19 protein-coding genes are annotated in these 24535 nt (G+C 44.7%); 3 read left to right on the top strand and 16 right to left on the bottom strand.

The window, feature by feature from the left end; genetic code table 11:
• Nucleotides 1-13: 13 nt before the first annotated feature.
• The 6 genes from HW560_RS23450 to HW560_RS23475 form a co-directional block, all read right to left on the bottom strand.
• Nucleotides 14-1237: an enolase C-terminal domain-like protein gene (locus HW560_RS23450; protein WP_179264891.1), complete on the bottom strand. Its 1224-nt coding sequence runs from the start codon at nt 1235-1237 to the stop codon at nt 14-16.
• A 45-nt stretch (nt 1238-1282) separates the two neighbouring features.
• A complete protein-coding gene (locus tag HW560_RS23455) occupies nt 1283-6838 on the bottom strand; it encodes an S-layer homology domain-containing protein (protein WP_257031417.1) in 5556 nt (1851 codons plus the stop codon).
• Between the two features lie 123 nt (nt 6839-6961).
• Nucleotides 6962-9721: an alpha-mannosidase gene (locus tag HW560_RS23460; protein ID WP_179264893.1), complete on the bottom strand. Its 2760-nt coding sequence runs from the start codon at nt 9719-9721 to the stop codon at nt 6962-6964.
• Nucleotides 9722-9761: 40 nt separating this feature from the next.
• Nucleotides 9762-10580, bottom strand: a complete 819-nt coding sequence (locus tag HW560_RS23465; protein WP_179264894.1) for a carbohydrate ABC transporter permease — start codon at nt 10578-10580, stop codon at nt 9762-9764.
• A 12-nt stretch (nt 10581-10592) separates the two neighbouring features.
• On the bottom strand, nt 10593-11486 hold the full coding sequence (locus tag HW560_RS23470; RefSeq protein WP_024631712.1) for a carbohydrate ABC transporter permease: 894 nt from the start codon (nt 11484-11486) through the stop codon (nt 10593-10595).
• 71 nt (nt 11487-11557) lie between these two features.
• The gene (locus HW560_RS23475; protein ID WP_090897773.1) at nt 11558-12937 is read right to left on the bottom strand and encodes an ABC transporter substrate-binding protein; all 1380 of its coding nucleotides are present in this window, start codon (nt 12935-12937) and stop codon (nt 11558-11560) included.
• Between the two features lie 407 nt (nt 12938-13344).
• On the opposite strand from HW560_RS23475, the gene HW560_RS23480 reads away from it, so the two are divergent.
• The gene (locus HW560_RS23480) at nt 13345-14460 is read left to right on the top strand and encodes a GntR family transcriptional regulator (RefSeq protein WP_090897770.1); all 1116 of its coding nucleotides are present in this window, start codon (nt 13345-13347) and stop codon (nt 14458-14460) included.
• A 133-nt stretch (nt 14461-14593) separates the two neighbouring features.
• Here HW560_RS23480 and HW560_RS23485 read toward each other — a convergent pair whose 3' ends face one another.
• Nucleotides 14594-15508 carry a poly(ethylene terephthalate) hydrolase family protein gene (locus HW560_RS23485; protein WP_179264895.1) on the bottom strand — a complete coding sequence of 305 codons (915 nt, stop codon included), beginning with the start codon at nt 15506-15508 and terminating at the stop codon, nt 14594-14596.
• 279 nt (nt 15509-15787) lie between these two features.
• Between HW560_RS23485 and HW560_RS23490 the strand changes: the two genes are divergently transcribed.
• Together HW560_RS23490 and HW560_RS23495 are read left to right on the top strand one after the other, a co-directional pair.
• Nucleotides 15788-16369 carry a TetR/AcrR family transcriptional regulator gene (locus tag HW560_RS23490; protein WP_179264896.1) on the top strand — a complete coding sequence of 194 codons (582 nt, stop codon included), beginning with the start codon at nt 15788-15790 and terminating at the stop codon, nt 16367-16369.
• 24 nt (nt 16370-16393) lie between these two features.
• Nucleotides 16394-17020 (top strand): HXXEE domain-containing protein, encoded by a 627-nt coding sequence (locus HW560_RS23495; protein ID WP_090897765.1) that lies wholly within the window; start codon nt 16394-16396, stop codon nt 17018-17020.
• A 203-nt stretch (nt 17021-17223) separates the two neighbouring features.
• Here HW560_RS23495 and HW560_RS23500 read toward each other — a convergent pair whose 3' ends face one another.
• The 9 genes from HW560_RS23500 to HW560_RS23540 all read right to left on the bottom strand — a co-directional run bounded on the left by HW560_RS23500 (nt 17224) and on the right by HW560_RS23540 (nt 24521).
• On the bottom strand, nt 17224-18204 hold the full coding sequence (locus HW560_RS23500; RefSeq protein ID WP_179264897.1) for an SDR family NAD(P)-dependent oxidoreductase: 981 nt from the start codon (nt 18202-18204) through the stop codon (nt 17224-17226).
• 179 nt (nt 18205-18383) lie between these two features.
• Entirely contained in the window at nt 18384-19607 is a 1224-nt protein-coding gene (locus HW560_RS23505; RefSeq protein WP_090897759.1) for an RNA polymerase sigma factor, read from the bottom strand.
• 202 nt (nt 19608-19809) lie between these two features.
• Entirely contained in the window at nt 19810-21216 is a 1407-nt protein-coding gene (locus tag HW560_RS23510; protein ID WP_090897756.1) for an outer membrane protein assembly factor BamB family protein, read from the bottom strand.
• 182 nt (nt 21217-21398) lie between these two features.
• On the bottom strand, nt 21399-21947 hold the full coding sequence (locus HW560_RS23515) for an NADPH-dependent FMN reductase (RefSeq protein ID WP_090902294.1): 549 nt from the start codon (nt 21945-21947) through the stop codon (nt 21399-21401).
• A gap of 4 nt (nt 21948-21951) precedes the next feature.
• A complete protein-coding gene (locus tag HW560_RS23520) occupies nt 21952-22413 on the bottom strand; it encodes an Rrf2 family transcriptional regulator (protein WP_179264898.1) in 462 nt (153 codons plus the stop codon).
• 6 nt (nt 22414-22419) lie between these two features.
• On the bottom strand, nt 22420-23310 hold the full coding sequence (gene murB / locus HW560_RS23525) for a UDP-N-acetylmuramate dehydrogenase (protein ID WP_179264899.1): 891 nt from the start codon (nt 23308-23310) through the stop codon (nt 22420-22422).
• 113 nt (nt 23311-23423) lie between these two features.
• On the bottom strand, nt 23424-23780 hold the full coding sequence (locus HW560_RS23530) for a HesB/IscA family protein (RefSeq protein WP_179264900.1): 357 nt from the start codon (nt 23778-23780) through the stop codon (nt 23424-23426).
• A gap of 43 nt (nt 23781-23823) precedes the next feature.
• Nucleotides 23824-24162: a hypothetical protein gene (locus HW560_RS23535; protein ID WP_090897745.1), complete on the bottom strand. Its 339-nt coding sequence runs from the start codon at nt 24160-24162 to the stop codon at nt 23824-23826.
• 53 nt (nt 24163-24215) lie between these two features.
• Nucleotides 24216-24521, bottom strand: coding sequence for a winged helix-turn-helix transcriptional regulator (locus HW560_RS23540; protein WP_090897742.1), 306 nt, complete (start codon nt 24519-24521; stop codon nt 24216-24218).
• Nucleotides 24522-24535 lie beyond the last annotated feature (14 nt).

Below are 24535 nucleotides of genomic sequence, written 5' to 3' on the forward strand. Positions count from 1 at the left end.
TCTTGTCACTTCGTTAGGGTCGCACCAATGTCCCATCCGCTTTGCGGTCCAGAGGATACGGCCGATGATATTTGTTGGAATCCCACGCGTCACTTCGTAATGATTTAGCCTTCACTTCATCCAGTTCAATGCCCAGTCCCGGTTTGTTGGAAGGATACAGATATCCGCCCTCTCTGACGATATGTCCCGGGAATGCTTGCAACTCATGAGCTTTAAAATGATTGATTTCCTGGATACCAAAGTTCCACAGGGCCATATCCAGATGGACAGCAGCTGCCTGGTTAACAGGATCATTCTCCCCACCCTCCTGCCAGGCTGTTCGTACTCCGTAGGCTTCGCCAAGCGCAGCGATCTTGCGACAAGCGCTGATTCCGCCTGCTTTCGATACCCGAACTCTGATAAAATCGATCAACTTCTCTTGAATCAGACCGGTCCACTCCTGAGGGTTAACAAATAATTCTCCCACGGCCTGCGGTGTAGCGCTCTGTTGACGAAGCTGTCGATACCATCCGATCTGTTCCGGCGCAAGTGCATCTTCCAGAAAGAAAAGATGATAAGGCTCCAGCCGCTTCGACAGCTGAATGGCATGAATGGGAGATAGATGCTCATGCACATCATGAGTAAACTGAATCCCATTACCAAATTCCAGACGCAACTTCTCGAACATGTCAGGGATGGCATGCAGATACGCATGTTCATCGAATACAGGACCGCTGCTCCAGGGCTCGCGCGGCAAATTTGCGTCCTCGCCGCTGACAAATCCCCCGCCACCGTAGCCTCCCATTTGCACTCGAATGACCGTGTATCCTTCTTCCATAAAACGAGAAACGTCTTCTTTCAACTCGCTGATATCAGCACCTCCGGCATGGCCGTAACAGGGAACTGCCGAACGGCAGGCCCCTCCTAACAATTGATATACCGGCAGATTCGCTTCCTTGCCCTTGATATCCCACAGGGCCATGTCAATTCCACCAATGGCCGTATGAAGTATTGCCCCATTTCTCCAATATCCGCTCATATGCATGAGATGCCACAAATCTTCAATCTGGGATGCATCCCTTCCTACGAGTAATGGTGCCAGCAGTTGCTCGATGACCTGTATCACCGCTTCGGGATTATAAAGATCGGAAGCAGAACCCAATCCGTAAAGACCATCCTGATCCGTCGAAATCTTCACAATGGTCCAGCTTCCGTCATGTCTTGTACGTATGCATTCTATCCGTGTAATTTTAGCCAAGTGTTCACTCTCCTCATCTGCTCCATTTCGATCCTACTGGAAGATTTAAGGCAAACGGTTGTATAAACGATACAGCAGCACTGCGGTCTCAGCACGAGTCATTGTATCTTGCGGATGGAAGCTGCCATTGCTTCCTTCCATAATGGTTGATCTGGTTAATGAATCAATGGCATCGCGGGCATATGCCTTAATCAAATGAGCATCTTTATAGTCATTCAGACCGGATTCACCTTCAGGAAGAGGCTGCATACCGATAACTTGCATAGCTCGGTAGATCATAACCGCTGCTTCTTCCCGGGTAATTGGAGACGATGGCGAGAATCGATCCGCGCCTGCCCCTTGAATGATGCCCAGCGTTCTTGCGATATTTACGGACTGTTCGTAATAAACATGCTCAGGTACATCCGCGAAGCGTTCCACCTTGGTTCCCTGATCAGATTGTAATTCTAAGGCATTGGTAAGCAGAGTTACGAAATCTGCTCGGCGGATCATGGTTTGAGGCTGATATTCTGCCTCTGACATTCCACGAATAACCCCTTTGGACACTAGAACTTCGATGGCATGGCGGGCCCATGATAGCTGCTGTATATCCTGAAATGTTCGATTATCCTGAGTAATTGCGTAAACTCCGTTTTGCCGTGTTTTGAAAATCATTTGTTCCGATTTTTTGTTGAACTTCCCATTTGGAATGGGGATCATTTGCCCGTCATCTGCGATACGTCGTACTGCGAGTTTTTCCGGGTCCAGCAGTTCAGTTACATTAGGTTGATAGGGTAAATTTACTGTGATTGGCGTAATGGTATTTTGCCATGCAACGGATTTGCCATCCGATATCACAGATAATGAAATTGCAGGCCGCTCTCCTAAGTCTGATTTCAGCTTGTCACTCCAAGAGCTTCGTTCAGCCTTACTTAATACCAAGGTAATACGCTCTCCAATCGTTCCTTGGGTATTGGCCAGCAAATGGCTCGGAACCAGCAGCACTCCCCATGCTGTTCGCATCTCCAGCCAATGGGTAGATGGTGTTTCCTGAAAAAAGCTGGATGGAAGTGTCAGAGCATACCCTGCAGCACCATCCACGGATTCGATGTCTACAATCAGCTTCTTTTTCCCGTCCTGATCAGGGGTGATGCGGTTGAATGCATCCTCCATCATCTTGTTGGTGAGCTCGGCTGTTGCCAATGCAGCAGCTTTATCCAGCTTGGGCTGAAGCTGCATTGCAGCACCAGAAGCGGCGGGTGTTGGTTCATTTTTCCCTCCAGTCGTAGAGCCCCCTCCAGCACTTGGCTGCGAACCAGAACCCGAGCCTGGCTGTGGATTGGGGCCCCCGGGATTCGGATTGGAACCTGATGTAAGAGCAGCGAGTCTCACGAGTAATGAGGACTTCAACGTGCCGCCAGGTAGCAGAGTGACGAAGTTGGCTGCTGTATCTATAGAGGTAACATCTTTCTTTTGCTCCGCAGCATGGACACTCGCCTCGGCCGATTGCTCCAACAATGTCACGTAATCTCCCGTAAGCAGATACAAGTTTCCGAATAATCGTGCATCTTTACTTGTACCGATCCCTCCATTAAACTCCATAAAGCCTGATCGTCCTTCGCCATCGTTTTCATTGACAAGCAATGCAAAACCGATAGGTTTGTCAGGTTGGAATGAATATCCTTCCTGATGAAGTGCTGCAAAAGGCAGCGTAATTTGATAATGAGTAATATGGGTCGTCTCGTCCCGGGTGATGTTTGCTGAAGCGGATTCCAATAATCCTGTAGCAACGCCTTCCGGAGCTCGCCATCTCCATTTCGTGACGACACCTTCCTGATTCAGTGCAAAACCAAGCTCATTCACCTGTTTGCTGGCCGCACCATCCTTTTTGCCAAGGTCAATACCAAGCTGTAAACTGTCTCCTTGCCATATATCGCCATTGGTATTGGATTGATGGTGAATATCGTCCTTGACGTCCACCTTGAGAACCAAATTTTCCGCATCCCAACTTGCTTTAGCTTGAATGCTGAGGTCATTCGGACCTCCCCAGCTTCCACCGACACTGTTGTAATGATCGGGACTGGAAACCTCAATGAATGGCAGCGTTCCAACAGCATCTTTTTGTGCCGCAAAGGATTGTGACAGTTTGACTGAAGTCTCATAACGGAATCCGTTTTCAAGCGTTACTCTGAATTTGAGCAAGTCACTTGATATATAGGGAAGCGCCACATCCATGCTTTTCCCAATGCCCAGCCCCTCGAATCGTACTGGCTTAAACATCGCCTTATACACACTCGGTTCAATCAGTTCGATCTGCCCTTGAAGTAAAGCCTCACCTGCAACATTAGTCAAAGTCAGCGTGCTTCCGGGATCACCTGGTCTGGATGGATCATACCCAAGCTGGTTCAGTTTGAGTGCCAAAGGAAACAGATTGGTACCCGTCACTTTTCCAGGAGGGGCTTCATTCTCCATCTGAAAACCGCCATTAAACAGGTTGTTGGATATTACCATCTTCTCTATGTTTGGACCAGCAACCACATGATTCGTACGTGGCTGTTGAAAATAGGAATTGTAGAGGGTAATATCACCACCGATTGCGTTAATACCGATTTCACCAACGTTTGTGAAGTTCCCCTGCTGTATGCGGATATCTCCTCCGTGAATATCAAAGGATCTTGTTGTGTCTCCCCACATGGACGTATTGAAGAACACCGCTTTGGAACCAAAGTCTGGCCCAACCTCCACGTATACCTTGTCTGTTGTACTCATGGAAACAAGCTCTGTATTGATAAACGAAAGACCAGCTGTTCCCGCATGTTGTAATACGGCTCCCTTTTTACTGCCATCCGTACCATGACCAATAACGACACCTTCGGGCCCTCTTCCATTCTGTTCTTCAAAATGAATACCGTACTTTGATCCGTATACAAATGTATTAAAAATAACCTGATTGGTAACATCCCCAATACGGAAGGCGTCCAGATTCTCTTTTTGATAATTCCAAATTTGATTAAATTCTTCATCATTCGATGGATGATTCGGATAATTGTTCCGACCATAATAATGCGGATTGAACTGCACATTCCGCATGTATCCTCCGTCTGACCCGCCACCAAGATATATGCCTTCCTTGAGCGGTGATCCCGCTACATAATCGATATAATGACCACTTGTATCATGGTTGCCAAAGTCGACAGCCTGATAAGGATTAACCAAGGTTGTATCGATCAGGTATACGTTTTTCCCTTGACCTTGCACAGTCCAGGCATAAGGCTTCACCGGATTGGCATCAGACCATGTTTGTTGATCGTAATAGACGGATAATCCGCGTAATCCTGCTGCTTCCTCTAGCTGAATGAAGGCATCGGCATCCGGAGCATTTTCTCCATAGTTCGTAAAGATAACGGTTCCGTTCCCGATCGTATGATGAGGTACATCATAATTGCCCCGCAGTTCTACGGCAGTCGGGACCACCAAAGCCTGTTCAACGCGGTATATGCCAGCCGGCATATAGACCGTTCCTCCACCTGCTGCTTCGGCATCATTCAATGCCTGTTGAATAGCTTGGGATGAATCCGTATTCCCTGTGTTATCAGCCAAATAGGGCTGGCTCACTACGTTAAACAATTCGCGAGTACCCGGCTTGGGCTGCACTGCAATATCCACTGAAGGAACATTAGGGATGGTTTCCAACACCAAATTTTCTTCCTGATGGATGTTCAGTTCCGCCGAGGTACTTTCATCGTTCACTGCAAGGTTGCCTTCGTATCCGGAATGTATGGCATTAATTGTTGCCACATCTCCCTGAAGAAGCAGGTGCCGATCCGGCTTGGCGAAGGTAGAACTACCCAGTATAAGCGAACCACTTTTGGCAACTATGGCGTAATCTCCGCTTCCTTCACTCCAATTCTCAAAAGAACTGCTCTCAAAGGACAACGTTCCACGCCCTTCATTCACAACCGCATGTTTGGGCTCCCCGCCCACTGTTACGCTGTTAAACTGGGCAATGGAGTGAAAGCCTTCCGTTGCATAAATGGCAACAGGATTCGGACCAGCACTTGCTTCGAATTGACTGTCTGTTACCAGCAATCCATAATCATTGACGCCTTCAATCTTCAGCGCTACGTTGCAGTCGTCGATCTGAATTTTGTACAGCTGCGCATTGGCTGTTTCAAGGCTTCCTGTTCTTGTCGTGATTCGTATCCCTGTCTTATAACCCGAGATATGAATATTCGACATATACTCCCAATCCGAGCGCCCCATTACAATACCTTCGGATTGCTGTATCATATATTCACGCAATTGAGACCGTTCAGGTGCTCCTGGCAAACCAGAGTTCGCCCATACATCCGGGGACAGGTGAAGCCCTTCCAGTCTCCCAATGTCTGTTGTGAAATCCAGAAAGATACCGGTTTTCAGTGTGGTGCCGTATACATCCTTCACGTAATGAAGTTCGTTCCATTCCGGGCCAATCTTAATCCCTTGGTATGCATTGACGAGTGTTACATTTTTCACCGTGGCACTGTCACCTGGAAGTTGTTCCATCGTCCATGGATAGGCCACCGGGTTATTCATATTCTGTTCGGGATACCAGATCGACACATGTGTTACCCCACTGGAAGGCTCCATCTTTATGAAGCTGTTCCCGTTAGCTTGACCTTTGCCGCCATATACAGCAAGGATTGTACCTTTGACTAACCCGCCATGCTCGTCGGGATTCCCCCAATCTCCGCGAAGCGTAACGCCTGTTGGAATAACCAGCTCTCCGGTTAATTTATAGGTTCCAGATGGTACGAACACAACTCCGCCACCTTGATTTCCGGCTATTGCCAGCGCTTCTTTGAATGCTTGAGTATCGTCCGAGACACCGTCCCCTATTGCTCCATAATCGGTTACGCTCCGATCTGCAATGACGATATCTGATGTAGGGAATTCCGTATCATAGACCTTGGTCTGAGTACCCGACTGCTGCTGAGGCTGCTTATGGACGGTTACTTTCGCCAGATGAAGTTCCGGATTGTTGGCTGGTGCCCCTGCGCCGCTAACCCCGATCCGGAAATCCGCCTCATGAGTGCGGTTACCGAAATTGACATCGCTGAGCTTGAAGGTATGTGTCTTCCAGGTTCCCGTATTTTCATACCGGAACAAAGGTGCATCCTTGAAATTGGATTGCTTCGAATCGTATTGCAGAGACATCGCTCCACTTTGGATATCGTAATATTCAACAGTGACGAACACGTCCTGATCGGTATTTTCAAACAAATATTCATCCGCAACATTAAAGTAAAAATACAGGATGTTATCGGCTGGATTTGTTGGATTCACCGTCTGATTGGTTTTCCAATACGCCTTGCCGTCAGATATCCCCACTTGAAGCCCTGCTGAAGGTCCATCGCCGGGACGAGCCGTTATGCCCTGCTGCACAGGAGTTTCCCCCAACGTAATACTTACTGAGTCAGGTGACACATCATTTAGATGGACGTCTCCCTGTTCAGTAATATCTTCTCTCTCTGCTGCCGCGTGTGTGGTTGCTGGTGTGATGTATAGCCCTGAACATAACATGACAATCGTCAACAGCACTGAAATGGTACACCTGGCACCTAACCTTAATCGTTTGTTCACAATCGTACCTCCCATTCACTTGATCATGTAATCAAGCTGCACGAAAACAGGGTTGTCGTATGTGGAACATGATGCATCCGTTTTCAATCCGCAGCAGTGGAGAGAACTCCAAGACTGAATTGTTTATATTAAACGTGTTGTGGGTTGAATACCGATCGTCTGAATTTTTGCCGGTCCCACATTCAAAGCATACCTTCCCTCATCCGCTACCTTCATGGCTTCACCTTGATCTTCAACAATTGTACTTTCGTACACTTCCTTAGCCTCAAACGAAGGCGTTACCTTTAGTGAAGTCGTCTCCGATGATACATTGAACACCCTGAACAGCATGTCATCATTTGCCTCGCCCCTTTTAAGCGCACTAAAAGCGAGATGATCACCCTCCCATTGCAAAAACTCGTGGGTAGCGGGTAACGTTCCACCATGTACCCCTGTCTGTTGAACAGTCCAGGGAACCGGGAACTGGTACGCCTGCACATAGGCATCGGACTCAATAACATCCAAATCATGTGAGATGAGCTCCATTTCCAGAATGTGCTGTCCGAGACATTGGGCCTCTGGCGTTGCAAATACTCCCCAATCCCCAAGCTCACGTACCCCACGCAGCAGTGTCACAGCAATAGTATTCTGACTAGCTAATACCTCGTACTCATTAAGACCTTTATTCGCAATCGTCAGCCCTTCACGACCATTGCTGATACTGACAAATGCATTTTGATGCTGCGCATTGCTGGGATTTCTCCATTCCGCTTCCGGCTGTATCGGGCGCTTTGCCAGTTCGTAAATAGAGTCAACGGTAACATGACTTGCTTCGAGTCCCGTTTGGAACAACATGCGAATTCGATGATCCTGAACCGTGTTATCGATATAGCTTTTAATGCCAACCGAACGTCCCGTTTTTTCAAGGCTTAGCTCTGTACGAATGCTCACCTCTCTAGTTTCATCAAGCCGCAGGGATTTCCGGTAACGAAATGGAACCATGGAGCGGATCTCTTCATCCAGCAGTTCATCTGCGCCTACCGGAAGCTTCCAGTTATGCACGATCTCATAAACGGCTTTCAGTGGTGTATGATGTACCAGCTTAATCTGGGCAGGCAGTCCCTGCGTAGTCAACGGAGCTTCCTGATCCGGTTGTCTGTACATATACTCATTTCCGATATCCCCCGTATCCTCATAAATGCCAAGCCCTGTATAATTACGACCGTTCACTTTATCCAACATGCTAAACGATCCATCCCCCGCAATCTCGATCCGCACATAATCGTTCTCCATCACTTGCTCTTCTGTAACAAGTTCAGTGGCAGTCAGTTCGCTAAGCGCATTCTCTCCAGAAACACGCTTAGGCACAAGAGCAAAACTATGATATCCAATACCAGGGATGTTCTGGACATGAAGCTCTACATCCACTTGATATGCCCAGTAAGGTTGACGGAATCGATCATCTGGCAAATCATATCCAAATGTCGGTCCAACGGGTGTGATTACGGCTTCCACTTGCTTGCCTTCCGCGTTCAATACAACCCAATCGTTCGAGTCAAAGGCTTCATATTCGCGCTTAAACTCCTGATACTTTTCATGCGGAGGCTGGTGGTCAAAGTACCGTCGCTCAACATCCATCCTAGTTACAATCACATTGGATCGACAATGTCCCGAAGTGTTAAACACTACAAAAGGCAACGCACAATCTGCGTCAAAGCCAGATGTATCCACAGATTCGGCTATTGTACGAGCACTCTGAACCGATATGGCTTCCGCCACTTCTTGCGATTTGGCAAATCGGGTCATCATTTCCCTATGGACCTCGTCAACACTGCACCCGCAGATGCTGTCATGAGGATGATTCTTCAACAATGTCTTCCAGGCATATAACAGCTCATGCCGTGGATAAATGCCTGTGGACAGAGAGGCCATGACTGCCAATGGCTCAGCCACTTTCTCCAGTAACGTCTGACTTTTTACATTTTGCTGTTTGATATATACCCTTGCTGAAGCAGTATTTACAAGTGTGATCCAGCCGTCGGTCCATTGGCTTCGAAGTTCACCGCGAATGACGTCCAATGATTGTGGTTTCACTTTTTGCAAAGCCTGAATGTACTCAGGAAAGCTGGAATGACGAAACGTCACGTCTGGCATAATCTCGGTGGCCGTCTTTAACGCTTGTGTCAGATCCTTCTGAAGCGGCTGATGATCACATCCGTTCATGAACAGGAGTTCCGAGCTTGAAGCAAACTCTTCTGCTGCAGCCAGCTTTTCGGCCCAGTAAACTTTCGCCTTCTCTGGTTCCACCGGAATTTCCATGCCGTTGTTGTACCAGTTGGCGAACAGGATCGCCAGTACACGAGTACCATCGGGTGATTCCCAATACATCTCCGAGTATTTGGAGGTATGTTCATTGCCTGACTGAATTTCGTTATTGAACCCAACAGGCCTCACTCCACGTCCATATACAGCTACCTCAATGCCTGCCTGGCTAATGAGCTGTGGTGCCTGCCCCATATTGCCGAAGGAATCCGGGAAATATCCGATTTTTGCATATCCTCCCATTTGTTCTGAGGCTTGAATCCCAATTAACAGATTGCGTGCATTGGCTTCACTGCTGACGAGGAATTCATCTTGAAGGATGTACCATGGACCAACGATCAGCTTGCCCTCTTCAATTAACTTGCGGACCTGATTCGACCTATGCGGCATGATTTCCAGGTAGTCCTCAAGTACAATAAACTGCCCATCCAGATGGAAATTCGTAAATTCCGGGTCATTTTCAAACGTCTCGATTAAATTCTCCATGAGCTGAACGAGCAGCATTCGGTGCTTCTCGAAGGATAGATACCACTCCCTGTCCCAGTGAGAATGTGCGACAATATGCGCGGTTTTTGTAGTCATTCATTTCATTCCAATCTTGTATGATTTAGTTGTTGTGTATTTACATTTTCACTGAACCTACCGTCATGCCCTTGACATACATCTTCTGCATGAACGGGAAGGCAAGCAGGATTGGAATGACCGTAATCAAAGCCCCTGCCATGAGTTCATTCCATTTCTTGAAAGAAGATGAATCCAGATACATGAGTCCCATCGGTAACGTAAACATATCCCGGCTATCCACGATGATCATCGGCCACAAAATATTGTTCCAGCTTCCGATAAAGTTCAGAATCGCAATGGTTCCGATAGCTGGCAGCGCTAATGGCAGATAGATTCTGTAGTAGATTTTGAAATTGTTGCATCCATCCAGTACGGCGCTCTCGTATAACTCATGTGAGATTGTGCGGAAGTAACTGGTGAATAGGAAAATGGCGAAGGGTGCAGCACCATTAATCATGGGCAGGATCATGCCAATATACGTGTTTTGCAGCCCCAGATTGGTCATGTTGATATATAGCGGTATCAATGTGGTTACACCTGGAACGAGCAGCAAGGCAATAAACGTGTAGTAGATGAATTTTTTGCCCCGATAGACAAATTTGGCAAACGAATAGGCCATCATGGTATAGATGAGAATAACGCCTATAATCACGACTGCACTTACGATCACGCTGTTGATGAAAAACTGATAGAAATTCAATTTGTTCCATACGTCACCAAATGTGGACCACATCGGTGCAGCTTTTGGAAACGGACTCTGTGGATTGGCTAGTGCATCCTGTGATGTCTTCAGCGAAGTGCCGATCATCCAGACAAAAGGATACAGGCAGGTCAATCCGTACAAGATTAGAATGATATGCTTAATATATTTGACCATGTGCTCCTCCTTTTAGATGTCTGCCTTGAATGAGCGAATACTGAATATGGCAATGGCACCTGTAATCAGAAAGGATACCCATCCGATTGCGCTGGCCAGACCATAATCATTGTTAAGAAAAGCTGTACGGTACACGAGTGTACCAATAACCTCCGAACTGCCAGCCGGTCCGCCGCCCGTCATGATGAACACATTCTCAAAGGCCTGAAAGGCTCCGTTCACCATCTGAATGACGGCAATAAGCGTGATGGGCTTCAGTAACGGCCAGGTAATTTTCAATATCATGGTTGTTTTCTTGGCACCATCCACACTTGCTGCTTCATACAGTGTCGGATCAATGGAAGTCAGACCCGCGTAGTATAGAATCAGCGTCCCAGGCAGACCGCCCCAGATTGATGTCAAAATAATACCGAGTAAAGAAGTAGACGAACTCCCCAGCATTCCCCCAGGTACAGCAAGGAAATCCAAGCCCATCCATAAGAAGAGTGAGTTGAATGCTCCACTAGGTTCAAACAAGCCTTTCCATACATAAAAGATAGCTACGCCAGATGCAATCATCGGCAGAAAATAAATTGTCCGGTACCACGTTGCTGCCTTCGTATTTTGCAGCACAAATGCCAGCACAAGTGCGATTGGAACGACGACCACAACCTGTGAAACGGCAATAATCAGATTGTGCAGAACGGCATTATAGAAATTCCGGGTTACAATCGGATCATCACCGAGCAGGAACTGACGAAAATTCGCCAGACCTTCAAACCTTGCGGTGGAAAAATCGATCCCCGACCAGTTATAAAAGCTGAGCATGATCGAGAATCCGACCGAATACACGCCGATGGCAAGAAACAAAAGCACGCCAGGCAGTAAAAAGAGATACGGCATCCACTTATTTCGACTTTTTATCATGATCAATCACCTTTTGCTCTCAATTTGGCAACCGACAGCCCCTTACGGGGCTTGCCGATTGCTTTGGTGTTCTAGTTCCCGCTCGCTTTCAGACTTTCCATGGTGTCGTCGAACTTCTTGGCGACTTGTTCAGCAGTCATCTTTTTCTCGATCATGGATTGCATGGACTGGGCATACACTTCCCACTCTTTGTGCTTGCCACGATACGTATTGATTGCAGGTGACGCTTGACTGTAAGGGCCAGGCTCGGCAGCGAATGCTTCTGAGATTGATTTCAGGTTCGGGTCCAGATCATTTGCACGATCACCCAGATTCAGCGCAGGTACTGTATACGCCGCATTAGCAAAAGCAACAGCAGCATCCGGATCACCTGTCAGGAATTTAATGAAATCGAGCGCTTCAGCCTTGTTCTGCGAATCTTTATTCACTGACAACATCGTTAACGTGAATGGATCAGTCGTCCAGCTGTTAATTTTAGATCCTTCAAGCGGGGGTACAGGGAAGGTGAAAATATCGTCAGGACTCATTCCCATAGCCAGCAGCGTAGACATTGTGAACGAACCACCGAGATCGAAAGCGGCTTTGCCAGCAGCAAACGCCTGGTCTGCTCCATCAATATCCGTTGACAAAATTCCCGGCATCAGCAGATCTTTGTTTGCCAGTGTCTCCATCGCTTTCACTACCGGCAGATTTGAAGGGTCGCTTAGTTTGGACTTTCTTTCGAGCAGATCGATGTAGCCTTGAGGTTCGTTCAGCATGATGGACAGTGCCGAACCGGCCCAGTTTTCCCACAGATCAGGCAGCTTTGCACCAAACACAAGCCCAGGAGTACCTGTTTTCTCTTTGACAGTCTCCATCATGGTGACGAACTCTTCCCATGTTTTGGGCGCTTCAGCTGTCAGCCCTGCTTCTTCGATCAGCTTCTTGTTGCCATAGAACGTAAAGAATCCTCCGATATCAAGCGGCAGTCCGTAGAACTGTCCAGTCTTCAGTGACTTTTGAATGGTGGTGGCATTCTTGTCTTCTTTCCAAGAGTCAACCTGACTCTGTGTAACGATGATCGGGTCCATTGCAGCACTGTAATAGCTGTTCAATAGATCATCGTCGATTTCACCTGACAGTTCGAGCACTGAGTTCTCGATGGAATCGCCCGCCGTTGCCCACCAGTTCACGATATCCGGCAAATTTTTGGAATTGGCTGCTGCCTGGAATTTTTGGCGATACGTATCATCCGGTGTAAAGGTCTCAAGTTTGACTTTGATCCCTGTTTTCTCTTCATACAATTTCGCGGCTGCTTCAATTCCTGGCGTGTAAGCAACCTTCCACGTCCACATCGTCAGCTCTTTACTCGCTTTGGGTTCCGTCCCCCCGGACTGCGCGTCACCGCAAGCGCTTACAATGAGTGAGAAAACAGTTAACAAAGTAACGATCATGCCTGCTCTTTTTTTCATCCCGCAACCACCCTTATTTTTAATTTTGGTTCGTTTCTGGCTTAATGAATATCCCACGACAACAAATTGGCGTTAAAAACTGCTGCACCCCCTTTTTGAATGAAGGAAGACTTGCGAAAAAATTTGTGGTATTACAAAGATTGTGAAGGCTCATTGGAAACGCTTTATCCAACAAACTTTAAAAACAATATAAACAACATACTTTTACTTGTAAATGTTTATTTTTAGATACAACTTAATGAGGTTCAGTCCTAACAAATTGTTTATTTATAAGGTTTTTTCATCATATTTGTTCGTAATTTTAATCTTTTTGTCTTACATACTTGTTATTGATTTTTAACACTTGTATATGTTGTATTAATATAATATATTTAGAACGAACTAATAGTGAATGGAGATAAAATGCGATGGTGAGAACCTTCAAGCCAATGTACAAGAAAATCGAAACATATATCATTGACCAGATTCGAAGCGGAAATTGGAAACCGGGCAGCCGAATTCCTTCCGAAAATGAACTGGCTGAACAATTCAGTGTGAGCCGTATCACGGTGAAAAATGCCCTCACTGCTCTGGTCGATAAAGAAGTGGTCTACCGACTTCAAGGCAAAGGCACCTTTGTTAACGATCACAGCCCCGAGGAGATTCATAACATCACTTCAGCAGTGAAAGAGCAGCTCACAGCACCAACAATCGGGTTCCTTCTCCCCCGTCTCGACAATCGGTTTACCGCCAATCTGCTGAGTGGAATTGAAGACATCCTTTCAGAGAATGGCTATCAATTGTTATTTGCCAAAACCAATGATTCACAAGAGACGGAGATTCTCAAAATCCAGGAAATGAAACAGGCAGGCGTCCGAGGACTAATTATCTATCCCGTTGAGGGTGAGCACTATAACAATGAGATTCTTGCGCTTACGCTAAATCGCTTTCCGCTTGTCCTTCTGGACCGTAATCTAAAAGGGGTTGAGACCAACTCCATCAGCTCGGACAACCATGAGGCAGCTATTCAGGCGGTTAAGCATCTTCATGAGCTTGGGCACAGGCGAATTGGCTTTATTTCCACTCTTGCTGAGGGGACATCAAGTATTGAGGACAGATTGCATGGGTATGAGAAAGCCTTGGAGGACCGTCATATTCTGATTGATCGCAGTATACAGATGACACGTCTGGCCATGAGTGACAGCGATGAAGAGGTTATCATGATGATTCAGAAGTTCTTACAGGCAAATTCGCAAATGACGGCCCTTCTATCCTCCAATTTCAGCCCTCATGTTATTCAAGCGGCGATGCAGATGGGAATCTCTGTACCTGAAGATTTATCTGTCGTGTTCTTCGATGATGTCGAATTTCCTGAGTTTTGTATCATTCCTCCCACGGCTGTTGTCCAGCAGGAACTTGAACTCGGACGAGAAGCGGGCAGAGTCATTCTGAAACAAGTGGAGAATCCAAGCAGTGAGTATCTTCAGGTTAAGTTACCAACGATGCTTATTCCCAGACAGTCAACAGCAAAGGCGAAATCATAGTTACCGTTATTTGGATTCAAAAAGGATTCCTTTACTGAAAACGTTTATAGTAATCCAATGAATGAGAGTATTACGAATTACGAAGAAGGACCCTTCCATTTCAGAGGGGTCCTTCGAGCTGTGTGAACCATGACTATTGTAAATTTGCGGAAGTAACATCCTTCCAATGTTTATTCGTTCCTATTTCAGCATGCTTTCCAACAAAGGCCGTTTTTGCTTCCGAATCATTCATTAATTGATATCTCATCCAAGCTGTCAAATAACCTCTATGTTGTCCTCCATCCTGCTCTATCGCTGTATGTGCTGCGCCTTTAGCCATGGCCATTAAGACCGGAAGAGCCGGATTGGTATTCTCCAATGCCAGTTTGTTGGAGTCTGACGGGGAAATGATAAAATCTCGGGTTCCCCCTATAACAAAAAATGGTACCTTCAGCGCTGATGTATCATACACATCCTCTGGATCACAATATTTCAGATCAGGCAGAGCAATCGATACAACCGTTTTGATGAGATCCCCGTTCTCAAAATTCGTATGAGCGTTAATTACACCCGTTGATCCCTGCGAATGCCCTGCCGCACCGACCCGATCTTTTTGAATCCTGTGATAGAACGGGCTGACTCTCGCTTCATTTTCATTAAGCATATATTCTATCGCAGCCATAATTTCTTTTCCTGTACCTGTGGTTTGGCTGTATGTATCGATGACAATAAATCCCCAACTGGCCAGGTGTCTTAACAACTGATCATAATTGTCAGGTAATGCCCCCGTTCCGTTGCCCCAAGCGATGAGCGGGTGCAAGACATCGGTTGATTGAGGAGAATAAACCCTGTAAAGCTTCTCGCCTTGTTTGTCCTTGATCTCCAGCGTATCTACCTCGTACGTGCCGGGCAGAGCATATTTTTCTTCAACACTTCCGGCTTCAAAAGTAGCCGATACCGAATTTACGAGGAAGAAGGATAGTACGCAAAATGCAGCGATCAAAATACCGACAACACCCGTTATCCATAGAAACCACTTGCTCCGAATTACTCTTTTCACTTGCGGCATACAATCTCCTCTCACATTAAAGCGATATTTGTACGTAAAACATACCACAGGTATAGCGCTTTTTGTTTAGAGATATTTTTGTTACATCAACCTTTTCGCATTTCATAATAGAACACCCACGAAAAAATGAACATGCCTTAACGAAGGCTTCGCTATGATGTTTCTTAGTTAATGGTCAATAATCCAAATGTATGACTTGCAATATTAGGAAATCGTGCTAATATAAATTTAAACACTGTTTAAAACATTGTTTAAATGACTTTATTGGAGGTTTTACATATGGAACCAGACAAGAAAAGTGAAACAAAAGAAAAGATTATGCAAGCCACACTGGAGTTCACCAAACAAAGCGGATTTGAAGGCATCACCATTCGGAAAATTGCCGAAGCCTCTGGCACAAATGTATCCCTAGTTAATTATTACTTCGGCTCCAAAGAAAATCTGATCAGTGAATCTATTAAAATGATTCTGAGCAGCTTTCAGCATACCTTTGCTATACTCGATGAATTATCCATCCCCGCCCGAGATCGATTAAAGCAATTCTTAATGGATTATTTACAAGTCATCCGTGAATATCCCGAATTATTATCCAGAATTATTCTTATGGGTTCAGCAGATTTCTCATCTCAACAGGAATACGGTTCATTTTTAAATCTATTGGGGTTCCCCAAAGTTCAAAATACATTAAAAGAGATCACTGGAGAACAACAACCGGAAAGACTGACCACAATGATGACACAAATTTTTGGGGCGCTTTTTCTCCCCGCACTTATGAGCCCTATTCTGGAAAAAGGTGCTTCTGTGAAGATTGCTCCTATAGATGCACAAATAGACTTGCTCTTTGAAAAATACTTTCATTAAAAAATAATGATGGAGGTGATTCAGTTGAACATGTTAAGAAAACATTGGCAGGACTTGGGATTGATCATTGCATTCCTTGTATGTATTTATCTCATCTTGGATTGGGGAACACTTCCGCGTATTAACAGCATTTTGTGGTTAAGCTTTATTGCCATACTCCTGCACCAATTTGAAGAATATCGATGGCCGGGTTACTTTGCAGGCTTGTTTAATAAAGTTTTGTTCCAAAGTAAGACACCTGAAAGATATCCGTTAAATCAGCAGTCAGCCATGATTATTAATCTGATTATCGCCTATGTGTTTTATTTACCGCCCGTATTCTTCTCTTCCGTTGTATGGTTGGGTTTGGCCCCTATATTAATGGGATTTTTTCAGATTATCTGGCATGGCATCTTCGCCAATATAAAGGCAAAAAGTATATATAATCCCGGATTATTTTCAGCGATATTTCTGCATTTGCCAATTGGAATCTGGTACATTAAAAGTGCCTATGAACAGAATATGTTAACACCAGTAAATTGGATGTGGAGCACCATTTATTTTGTTGTAGCTGTCTATGTTTTAATTGTTAAAGGCAATATGTGGCTGAGAAACAAAAACTCTGTTCATCCTTTTTCACAGAAACAATTAGGATCTTATACTGAAAAATAAATCTATGACTTCAAATATAAATAAACGCATTGAGTCCATGGACTCGATGCGTTTTACATTTCTCTTTTGAAATGATTAAGTTTCTAAATCTTGAACTTTATTATAAAACATTTTTTACACAGGATGCTGTTCACGAAGGGCATTTCCAACACAAAAAAAGCCGCCATTTCAGGCGACTTTCCTCGTGAACAGAAAAAAAGATCTTAAGAGATTGGTAAATCTGTTTGAGTCAACTGGGCGGAAACCTCCCATAGACGACGGGCTTGCTCAGGATCGATAGCATAGTCCTTGACTCCAAAGAAGGCTCCATCCGCAGGAGCTGGCTCACTGATGTCACAATCCTCGCAATACACGCCACCTTTTCCCTCGAGTTGCGGAGATGTTGCTGCCCATACTTGCGTTGCTGCCCCTTGCTCAGGCGTTTTAAAGTTTGGATTAGCGACTTGACCAGACTCATCAATCCAGCCCAATGCGATCATTTCCTCTTTCGGCATATGTCGTTGCAGCGGCGTCAGAATTCCACCCGGATGTACAGAGAACGCACGCACTCCCTGATCTGCACCACGTCTATCCAGTTCAACGCTAAACAGAATGGTTGCTGTTTTGGACTGTCCGTAAGCAGGAAACTTTTCATAGCCGTTCTCAAATTGCATATCGTCCCAGCGAATTGGTGAGAAATGATGTCCTGTTGATGCAACAGATACAACCCGTGCTCCTTCCTGACTTACGAGTGCCGGCCATAATAAGTTAGTTAGTGTGAAATGTCCAAGATGGTTCGTAGCAAATTGTGCTTCCCAGCCCGGCCCTACGCGAGTCTCTGGACAAGCCATAATCCCCGCATTAAGGATCAACATGTCGATACTCTGGTTGCTTGCCAGAAAACGATCGGCAAAAGCACGGACACTGGTGAGATCTGCGAGGTCCATTTCATCGATCTCTACACCAGCTAGTCCTGCAAGAGCCTCTTTGGCGATGGCTGGCCGACGTGCGGTTACAACAACCTTGGCTCCAGCACGAACGAGTGCACGTGTAGTCTCCAGACCCAATCCGGAATATCCACCCGTGACGATGGCAAGTTTTCCGGATAGATCCGTGTTACTCAATACTTCCTCAGCTGTTGTGCGATGGTTGAATCCGGAACCGATTTTATGTTGTAAGGTTTTTGACTTGTTATCCTGGTTCATCAAAATAATCTCCTTCCAGATCTGTCTTCTTCAAGTTTACAACTTAAAGTGTACTCTAAGTCAAATATGAACGAATTCCTCTACCTCAATGCTCCAAGACTTTACGAATACAAAAAAAGCCCGATTTATCACCGAGCCTATAAACAAAAGTATAAGGTTGTATTTCTATTATATTTCTATTATATTTCTATATACTTCACCCATTGCTCATACAGTTCAGTCTCACTACATTGAAAGATCCCTTCAAAATCTTGAGGATTACGAATCAGTTTGTTTAATGCCTCTATCCCGTATCGCTCAACCACAAATTCCACCATCATATAAGAGAACTGAAAACCTTTCATCGTTTCAAAATCCCACGTATCGTTATTTAATTCATCAAAAGATGGAATCGACTGGTTACGAATATTATCTTCCGTTGATCCTTTAATGAAATCTTGGGACATCTGTTTAGCTTCATATCCCCCAATGCCCTGTCTGATCCATTTCGGAGCTGCAGGATTAATATCGCTGATTAGCCACATGGAGAACAAGTGGACTGTGCCTTTCAGAATGGATTGATACGTATGCTCCGGTCCCGGCTCCAATGGAGAGACAATTTTCAGAGTACGCCCTTCATATGTGCCCATAAACCAATTCGGAGCATCTGTTTCGCCGACAGCTTGATGGAACGTTGGCAGATCAGGATAAATTTCAATAACTACCTTTTGTGATGGATGATGTTTATATTTGGTCGACACTCGTTCAACACTATTGTTGAGCTCATCGAACAAATCTTGATGCACTTTCTTCGTACGATCATTCGTATCTTGGTTTTCACCTTTATTTACAATGGAAATCAGGTCTTGAATAGACATGATGGCAATATCCCCCCACTCTTTTAGTTCTTTTCTTAATTTCTCCAAAGCCCGGTACAATCTGTTCTTTACTGCACTTTCCCGTCGTCCAACAATCTTGGATATTTCGGGCAAGGTGCAGTCAACGAAAAAGCGTAATGCAATAATTTCCTGATCAATCTCATCCAGCTTTTGTAACGCAGAGCCAATATCAATGCGAATATCAACATGTTTCGTAAATTCAAGAGAGATCGATTGCGATTCATAATCTGTAAAATCATAAGGAGATTCTTTTTGTCGCGATAACCTGCGATATTCGTTCTTCACCGTGTTCTGAGCAATCTTAAAGATCCAGGTGAATAGATTAGAGCTTCCTTTAAAACTGTGAATATTTTCGACCGCTTTCAAAAACACCTGTTGGGTCAAATCATCTGCAACCAATGGATTCAATTTCAGTGAGAAGTATTTGCTGATTCTCTGACGATATTGCTCATACGTGTTCTCAAAGATGGCGATGCTTTCCTGTTCATCCGGATAAACAGGTTTCGTGTCATGAGCTCCTGACATGGTGGGGAACCTCCTCTTGATTTACATTTAATTAGACACCGGAGGAAGCAAAAAAGCCACGCATGAGAAAAAATTATTTTTGGCTATTTCACCTCTTTAGTATGAATTCTGTTTTTTTGAGATAAAAAATAAACAAAGGCAGCCGATCGCAGACCCGCTACCTTTGTTCTTTTCTTTTATGAAAACACAACTCAGCCTTTGCTTATCTCAGCGATGCGGGCAGCTTTACACCGAGGAGTTTACCCTCCGCCTGTATTATGATCATACCATCTGTCTTCAGCGTCGCTTCGTGCAAATCTGCCCCGGTGGTTACCCGAAAGACGGGTGTAGCAGTCAACATATTAATCCCGAACATTGTTCCGTTACGCTGCGTCCGGTACATTCCTTTGCCGTACACGCTAATTTGAGCAACAGGGGCGTCGCCATACCACTTGATTTCCTGTCCATTCACCAGCTTGATACCCGCTAGTTCTCCCGTTGTTTCATTTTTGTATATCAGCCTTTCCTGCACGATACCAAGCGACAGCCCGTTTTCTTTATAAAAAGGGCGCGGATAAGTCCGAAGAGGATCCGCATTAGCTGTATATTTGTCAAAGTTGTATTCCGCCACCCGATCTCCTTGTTCAATGTATACCTTTCCATTGCTTGCAAATACACTCCCATACCCATAGTCATACGGTGGATCACCATTCATTTTCCAGTTATATTCAAGGCTCCCCTTTTGTACGCCAGTCTTGAGGTTATAGGCATTCACACTCACTTTACGTTCCGGTTTTGATTGATATTCTGTCAGTTTGGAAGAATGATAATCAACCGAATACACGAGACCGTCTTTAATTTGAAGTGCTTCTCCTTGACCGAAATCGTCCCATAACTTTTTGCCTGTCTTCTTGTCATATGCATTTAGTTGAATGGACGTAAGTGCCCCCTGTACATAAAAGGTTCGAAGCACAACGCCATTAGATTCCTCCAGGTAGTCGGTACCGTTTCCTTCACCAAGCGGCTCGTCAGCCCTCCACTTCAGCTTGCCCGTCTTCATATCAAATGCAAATGTTGTACTGCCTTGGATAATATAAAGCGTATCGCCCGTTGGAACTAACATTTCTGTACGATATCGTGTATCGATCCAGGTGGATGAGCCTGATTGCCAAATTGCTTTTCCTGTCTTCGCGTTCAAAGCATAAGGCTTATGCTCCCCAGTAAGACCGTAAATGACGTTATTATGATAAACAACATAGGGTTTTAATCCTTTTCCGTATGACCATAGCCGTTTGCCTGTCTTTGCATCCAATGAGATCAGTTTGCTATCAGCGAAAGTGAATACCTTACCCTCTTCTGCTACTGCCTGATGACCAATATAAGGTTCGTTCATATTCAAATAATTGTCCACCTTTGCAGTCCAGGAAGGCTTAAGTTCTGGTACCGAAATCCCCATGTAGGAATACCAGTTGCGTACCGAAACATCAGGTGCGTCTGCATGTGCTTGAGACAGAATAACGGCGTTCCCCCCCAGAGCAAGAAGCCCCACAGCTGTAAAGCTTGCGACGATACATCGGAATAGTTGACCTTTCAAATTCGTAAACGGTCGATTCTTTTTCGTTTTGAGCATAATACCCTCCATTGTAATAGTTTCTACATTAGTTACCTTAATAGATGTGTATTTCTTGAGAGAGCTATCGTATCTATAATCTTTATGAATATAACGCATTGAATTGCTTAAGAGTTACACTCGTGTTAAACGATTCAAATTGATTTCAAAACAAAAAAGCCGCCAAATTGGCGACTCCTTGTTCAGCAGGATGAAGCTTTTAATTGAATCTGCATAAAGATCAATTCCTCAGCCAATTTTTCCAGCCGACTCAGGGCTTCAATATCTTTAATGTTATTCTCAGCATCAAAATGATCACTATTCAGATATACATAGCTTGGGGCGACATAGGAGCGAAAAAAGCCGGCAATCGGTTTTAATTGATTTTCCACAACCAAATAATGCTGATAGGTGCCCCCGGTTGCTATGAAACCCATCACTTTATTGTAAATGCTCTGCACAGGCAGAAGGTCGAATACATTTTTCAGTACACCTGTCAGAGAGGATTGATAAATGGGTGTGCCGATCACGTAAAAGTCGGCATCAATCATTTTTTGGACCACCGACTGGGTGTGTTCATTATAATCCTCCAACTTGCGACCATCGCAAAATTCAATCTCTCTATAATCTCTTAAATCTATGAGTTCCACTTCAACTTCGGGATGATTATTTTTAACGAATTGGAGTACAGCATCCACACCCACTGGTGTCTTTGATCCAATCAGTGACCCGGACAATCCGATTAATTTCACGACATTAACCTCCAATGATTTCTTCTTCATCATCAAACGACTCCACGGTTTCCAACGCACATTCCTTCATCACATGAAGCATGCTGCCTAGGGTGATTTTTTCTAACTGCTGCATTAACTGTTGTTCACTTTCTATGAAAATGCTTGCGAGCTGTATATCTACCTCGGTTGTTAAATTCCCTTTTGTCATCATGGATGGTTTGGGAATCTGAAGCGGTTTGGAAGATACCAGGGTGTACACATCTTTCAAGGTTATCTCATACGGATCTTTGGACAACACATAACCACCTTCAATACCTTCCTTTGCCTTAACATATCCCACTTTTTTGATCGAGCTAAGGACTCGGCGTATCCTCGCCGGGTTCACCCGAATCTTTTCAGAGATCTGAGTACTGGTTAGCTTCTCATTTTCATGTGAACTAAGGAGAACCAGAATATAGATGACAACACTTAGCTCACTGTTCATAGCAGCCTACTCTCCCAAAATAATGACTTCCGTCTCCAATTCAATATTAAATTGGTCACGTACTGTTTTTTTAATTAATTTGATTAATTCCAAATAATCTTCAGCAGTGGCGTCATCTGCATTAATGATAAAACCAGCATGCTTCTTGGAAATTTCCGCCCCCCCAATGCGAGTGCCTTGTAAATTGCATTCTTGAATGAGTTTTCCAACATAATGTCCCTCAGGGCGTTTGAATACACTTCCGCAAGAGGGGAATTCAAGGGGTTGTTTGGATTCCCGTTTAAACGTTAAATCCTGCATGGTACTGGAGATGATATCCTTGTTCCCTGGTTTAAGCTTAAATTCGACTTCAAGTATGATGTATTGATCCGCTCGGAAGATACTGTTTCGATAACCAAGCTGCATGTCATCTCGGACCATGTTAAGCAACTCTCCATTTTTAGTAACCACCAGCGCTCGCTCAACGACCTCATCCATCTGACCACCGTAAGCTCCCGCATTCATATATAAAGCGCCACCTGTACTTCCGGGTATTCCACATGCAAACTCCATACCCGTTAAGCTGTTATCCAAAGCAGTACGTGACACATCAATAATGTTGGAACCACTCTGTGCGACAATCTTGTCTCCACAGACTTTAATCTGATCGAATTGGCTCAAAGAAAGCGTTATTCCGCGCACGCCCTGATCTTTGATGATGACATTTGATCCTTTTCCAATAACCGTCAGCGGTATTTGATGTTTTTTTGCAATGTTAACCGTGTTAACAATTTCTTCTTTCGTTGTAGGTTGGATAAGTATGTCTGCTTTACCACCCAGTTTTATATACGTGTGGTCTTTTAATGGCTCGTTCCATTTCAATTTTTCCAAAGGTATGTGGTTTTCAAAAATATTCATGACATTCTCTCCCTGAGTTGAAAAGACATGATTGCACGATCGGCGAATAAAAAGCTCCTTCATTGTATGTTTAATATGAGATATTGGTTGAAAATATGCCGTCATCCTGACAATTAATCACATTTATTGACCTCACCACGGTAATTTGCCATTCGGAAACTGGCCCCGCATCCACATGAAACTTTTGCATTAGGGTTATTCATGGTGAATCCCCCTAACATTCCACTCTCTTCGTAATCAATCTCAAGCCCTTCAATATATGGAACCGTATTGGTGTGAACCAATATACGAAATAGACCTTTATCTAATATGATATCCCCTTCTGCTTGCTGTTCATCCACGATAAGGGTATAGGATAGACCACTGCATCCACCCTCATCCACACCGACTCGGAGGAAAGAATCTTGGGTATCCGCACTTGCCAGGATTTCAACGATTTTTTCTTCTGCTGCTTCACTGACTTGAATCATTGTTATACCTCCCTGGAGCGTTTTTTGGCTAACCTATTGTTTTTCAAACGCAGCCCATTAAAATCTTAATGATTTCTTCAGGACTCGTATATGCATTAAAATAACGACAACCTATTGATTGCAGATGGATAGGAATATCCATAAGTTCCAGAGACCCGCTATACAATATCACTCGATATTTCTCGGGAAATTGTTCTATAAGCAGCTTGATATTCTCCAGATTCATATCTACGATGATCACAGAATTATCCGGAAGATGATCCATGTTACCGATCACATCACGAGTAGCGTCCAGTACATGTAACGACGGCTCGGTTTGAATCAACAAACTTAAACTTTTAACAATGTGATGCGTATCGGATAGGATTAACACATGGTTCATTCAGAAAACCTCCGGATAAAATGATGATCGCAAATGCAGGATATTCCTTTGCGCTAATTCATATTTGTAGTAAACCAGTCCATCAAACAGGGTATGAAAGCAGCTAGAGCGGCCCCTTTGGGTGTAAGTTCATACATGATCTGTATGGGATGTGTCAGGGCTGTTCTCTTTACCAACTGATCATCCTGAAGACCTTTCAATCGTTTGGATAGGATCGCTTCTGAGATGGAAGGCACATTTTCGTAAATCTCGCTGAATTTCTTAGGACCTTGCGAAAGAGTACATAGGATATGGATCGTCCATTTCGTCCCGATAATACGATAGGCTGTGAAAAGTTTCTCGGTATCCGAAGTCAACATCGCATGAACACACC

The sequence above is a fragment of the Paenibacillus sp. E222 genome (genome assembly GCF_013401555.1).
Taxonomy (GTDB): domain Bacteria; phylum Bacillota; class Bacilli; order Paenibacillales; family Paenibacillaceae; genus Paenibacillus.

What these genes read in the sequence shown, in the direction of transcription:
- HW560_RS23460 (WP_179264893.1), bottom strand. Translation starts at nt 9,721, where the DNA reads ATGACTACAAAAACCGCGCATATTGTCGCACATTCTCACTGGGACAGG.
- HW560_RS23465 (WP_179264894.1), bottom strand. Translation starts at nt 10,580, where the DNA reads ATGGTCAAATATATTAAGCATATCATTCTAATCTTGTACGGATTGACC.
- HW560_RS23470 (WP_024631712.1), bottom strand. Translation starts at nt 11,486, where the DNA reads ATGATAAAAAGTCGAAATAAGTGGATGCCGTATCTCTTTTTACTGCCT.
- HW560_RS23475 (WP_090897773.1), bottom strand. Translation starts at nt 12,937, where the DNA reads ATGAAAAAAAGAGCAGGCATGATCGTTACTTTGTTAACTGTTTTCTCA.
- HW560_RS23480 (WP_090897770.1), top strand. Translation starts at nt 13,345, where the DNA reads ATGGTGAGAACCTTCAAGCCAATGTACAAGAAAATCGAAACATATATC.
- HW560_RS23485 (WP_179264895.1), bottom strand. Translation starts at nt 15,508, where the DNA reads ATGCCGCAAGTGAAAAGAGTAATTCGGAGCAAGTGGTTTCTATGGATA.
- HW560_RS23490 (WP_179264896.1), top strand. Translation starts at nt 15,788, where the DNA reads ATGGAACCAGACAAGAAAAGTGAAACAAAAGAAAAGATTATGCAAGCC.
- HW560_RS23500 (WP_179264897.1), bottom strand. Translation starts at nt 18,204, where the DNA reads ATGAACCAGGATAACAAGTCAAAAACCTTACAACATAAAATCGGTTCC.
- HW560_RS23505 (WP_090897759.1), bottom strand. Translation starts at nt 19,607, where the DNA reads ATGTCAGGAGCTCATGACACGAAACCTGTTTATCCGGATGAACAGGAA.
- HW560_RS23510 (WP_090897756.1), bottom strand. Translation starts at nt 21,216, where the DNA reads ATGCTCAAAACGAAAAAGAATCGACCGTTTACGAATTTGAAAGGTCAA.
- HW560_RS23520 (WP_179264898.1), bottom strand. Translation starts at nt 22,413, where the DNA reads ATGAACAGTGAGCTAAGTGTTGTCATCTATATTCTGGTTCTCCTTAGT.
- murB (WP_179264899.1), bottom strand. Translation starts at nt 23,310, where the DNA reads ATGAATATTTTTGAAAACCACATACCTTTGGAAAAATTGAAATGGAAC.
- HW560_RS23530 (WP_179264900.1), bottom strand. Translation starts at nt 23,780, where the DNA reads ATGATTCAAGTCAGTGAAGCAGCAGAAGAAAAAATCGTTGAAATCCTG.
- HW560_RS23535 (WP_090897745.1), bottom strand. Translation starts at nt 24,162, where the DNA reads ATGAACCATGTGTTAATCCTATCCGATACGCATCACATTGTTAAAAGT.
- HW560_RS23540 (WP_090897742.1), bottom strand. Translation starts at nt 24,521, where the DNA reads ATGTTGACTTCGGATACCGAGAAACTTTTCACAGCCTATCGTATTATC.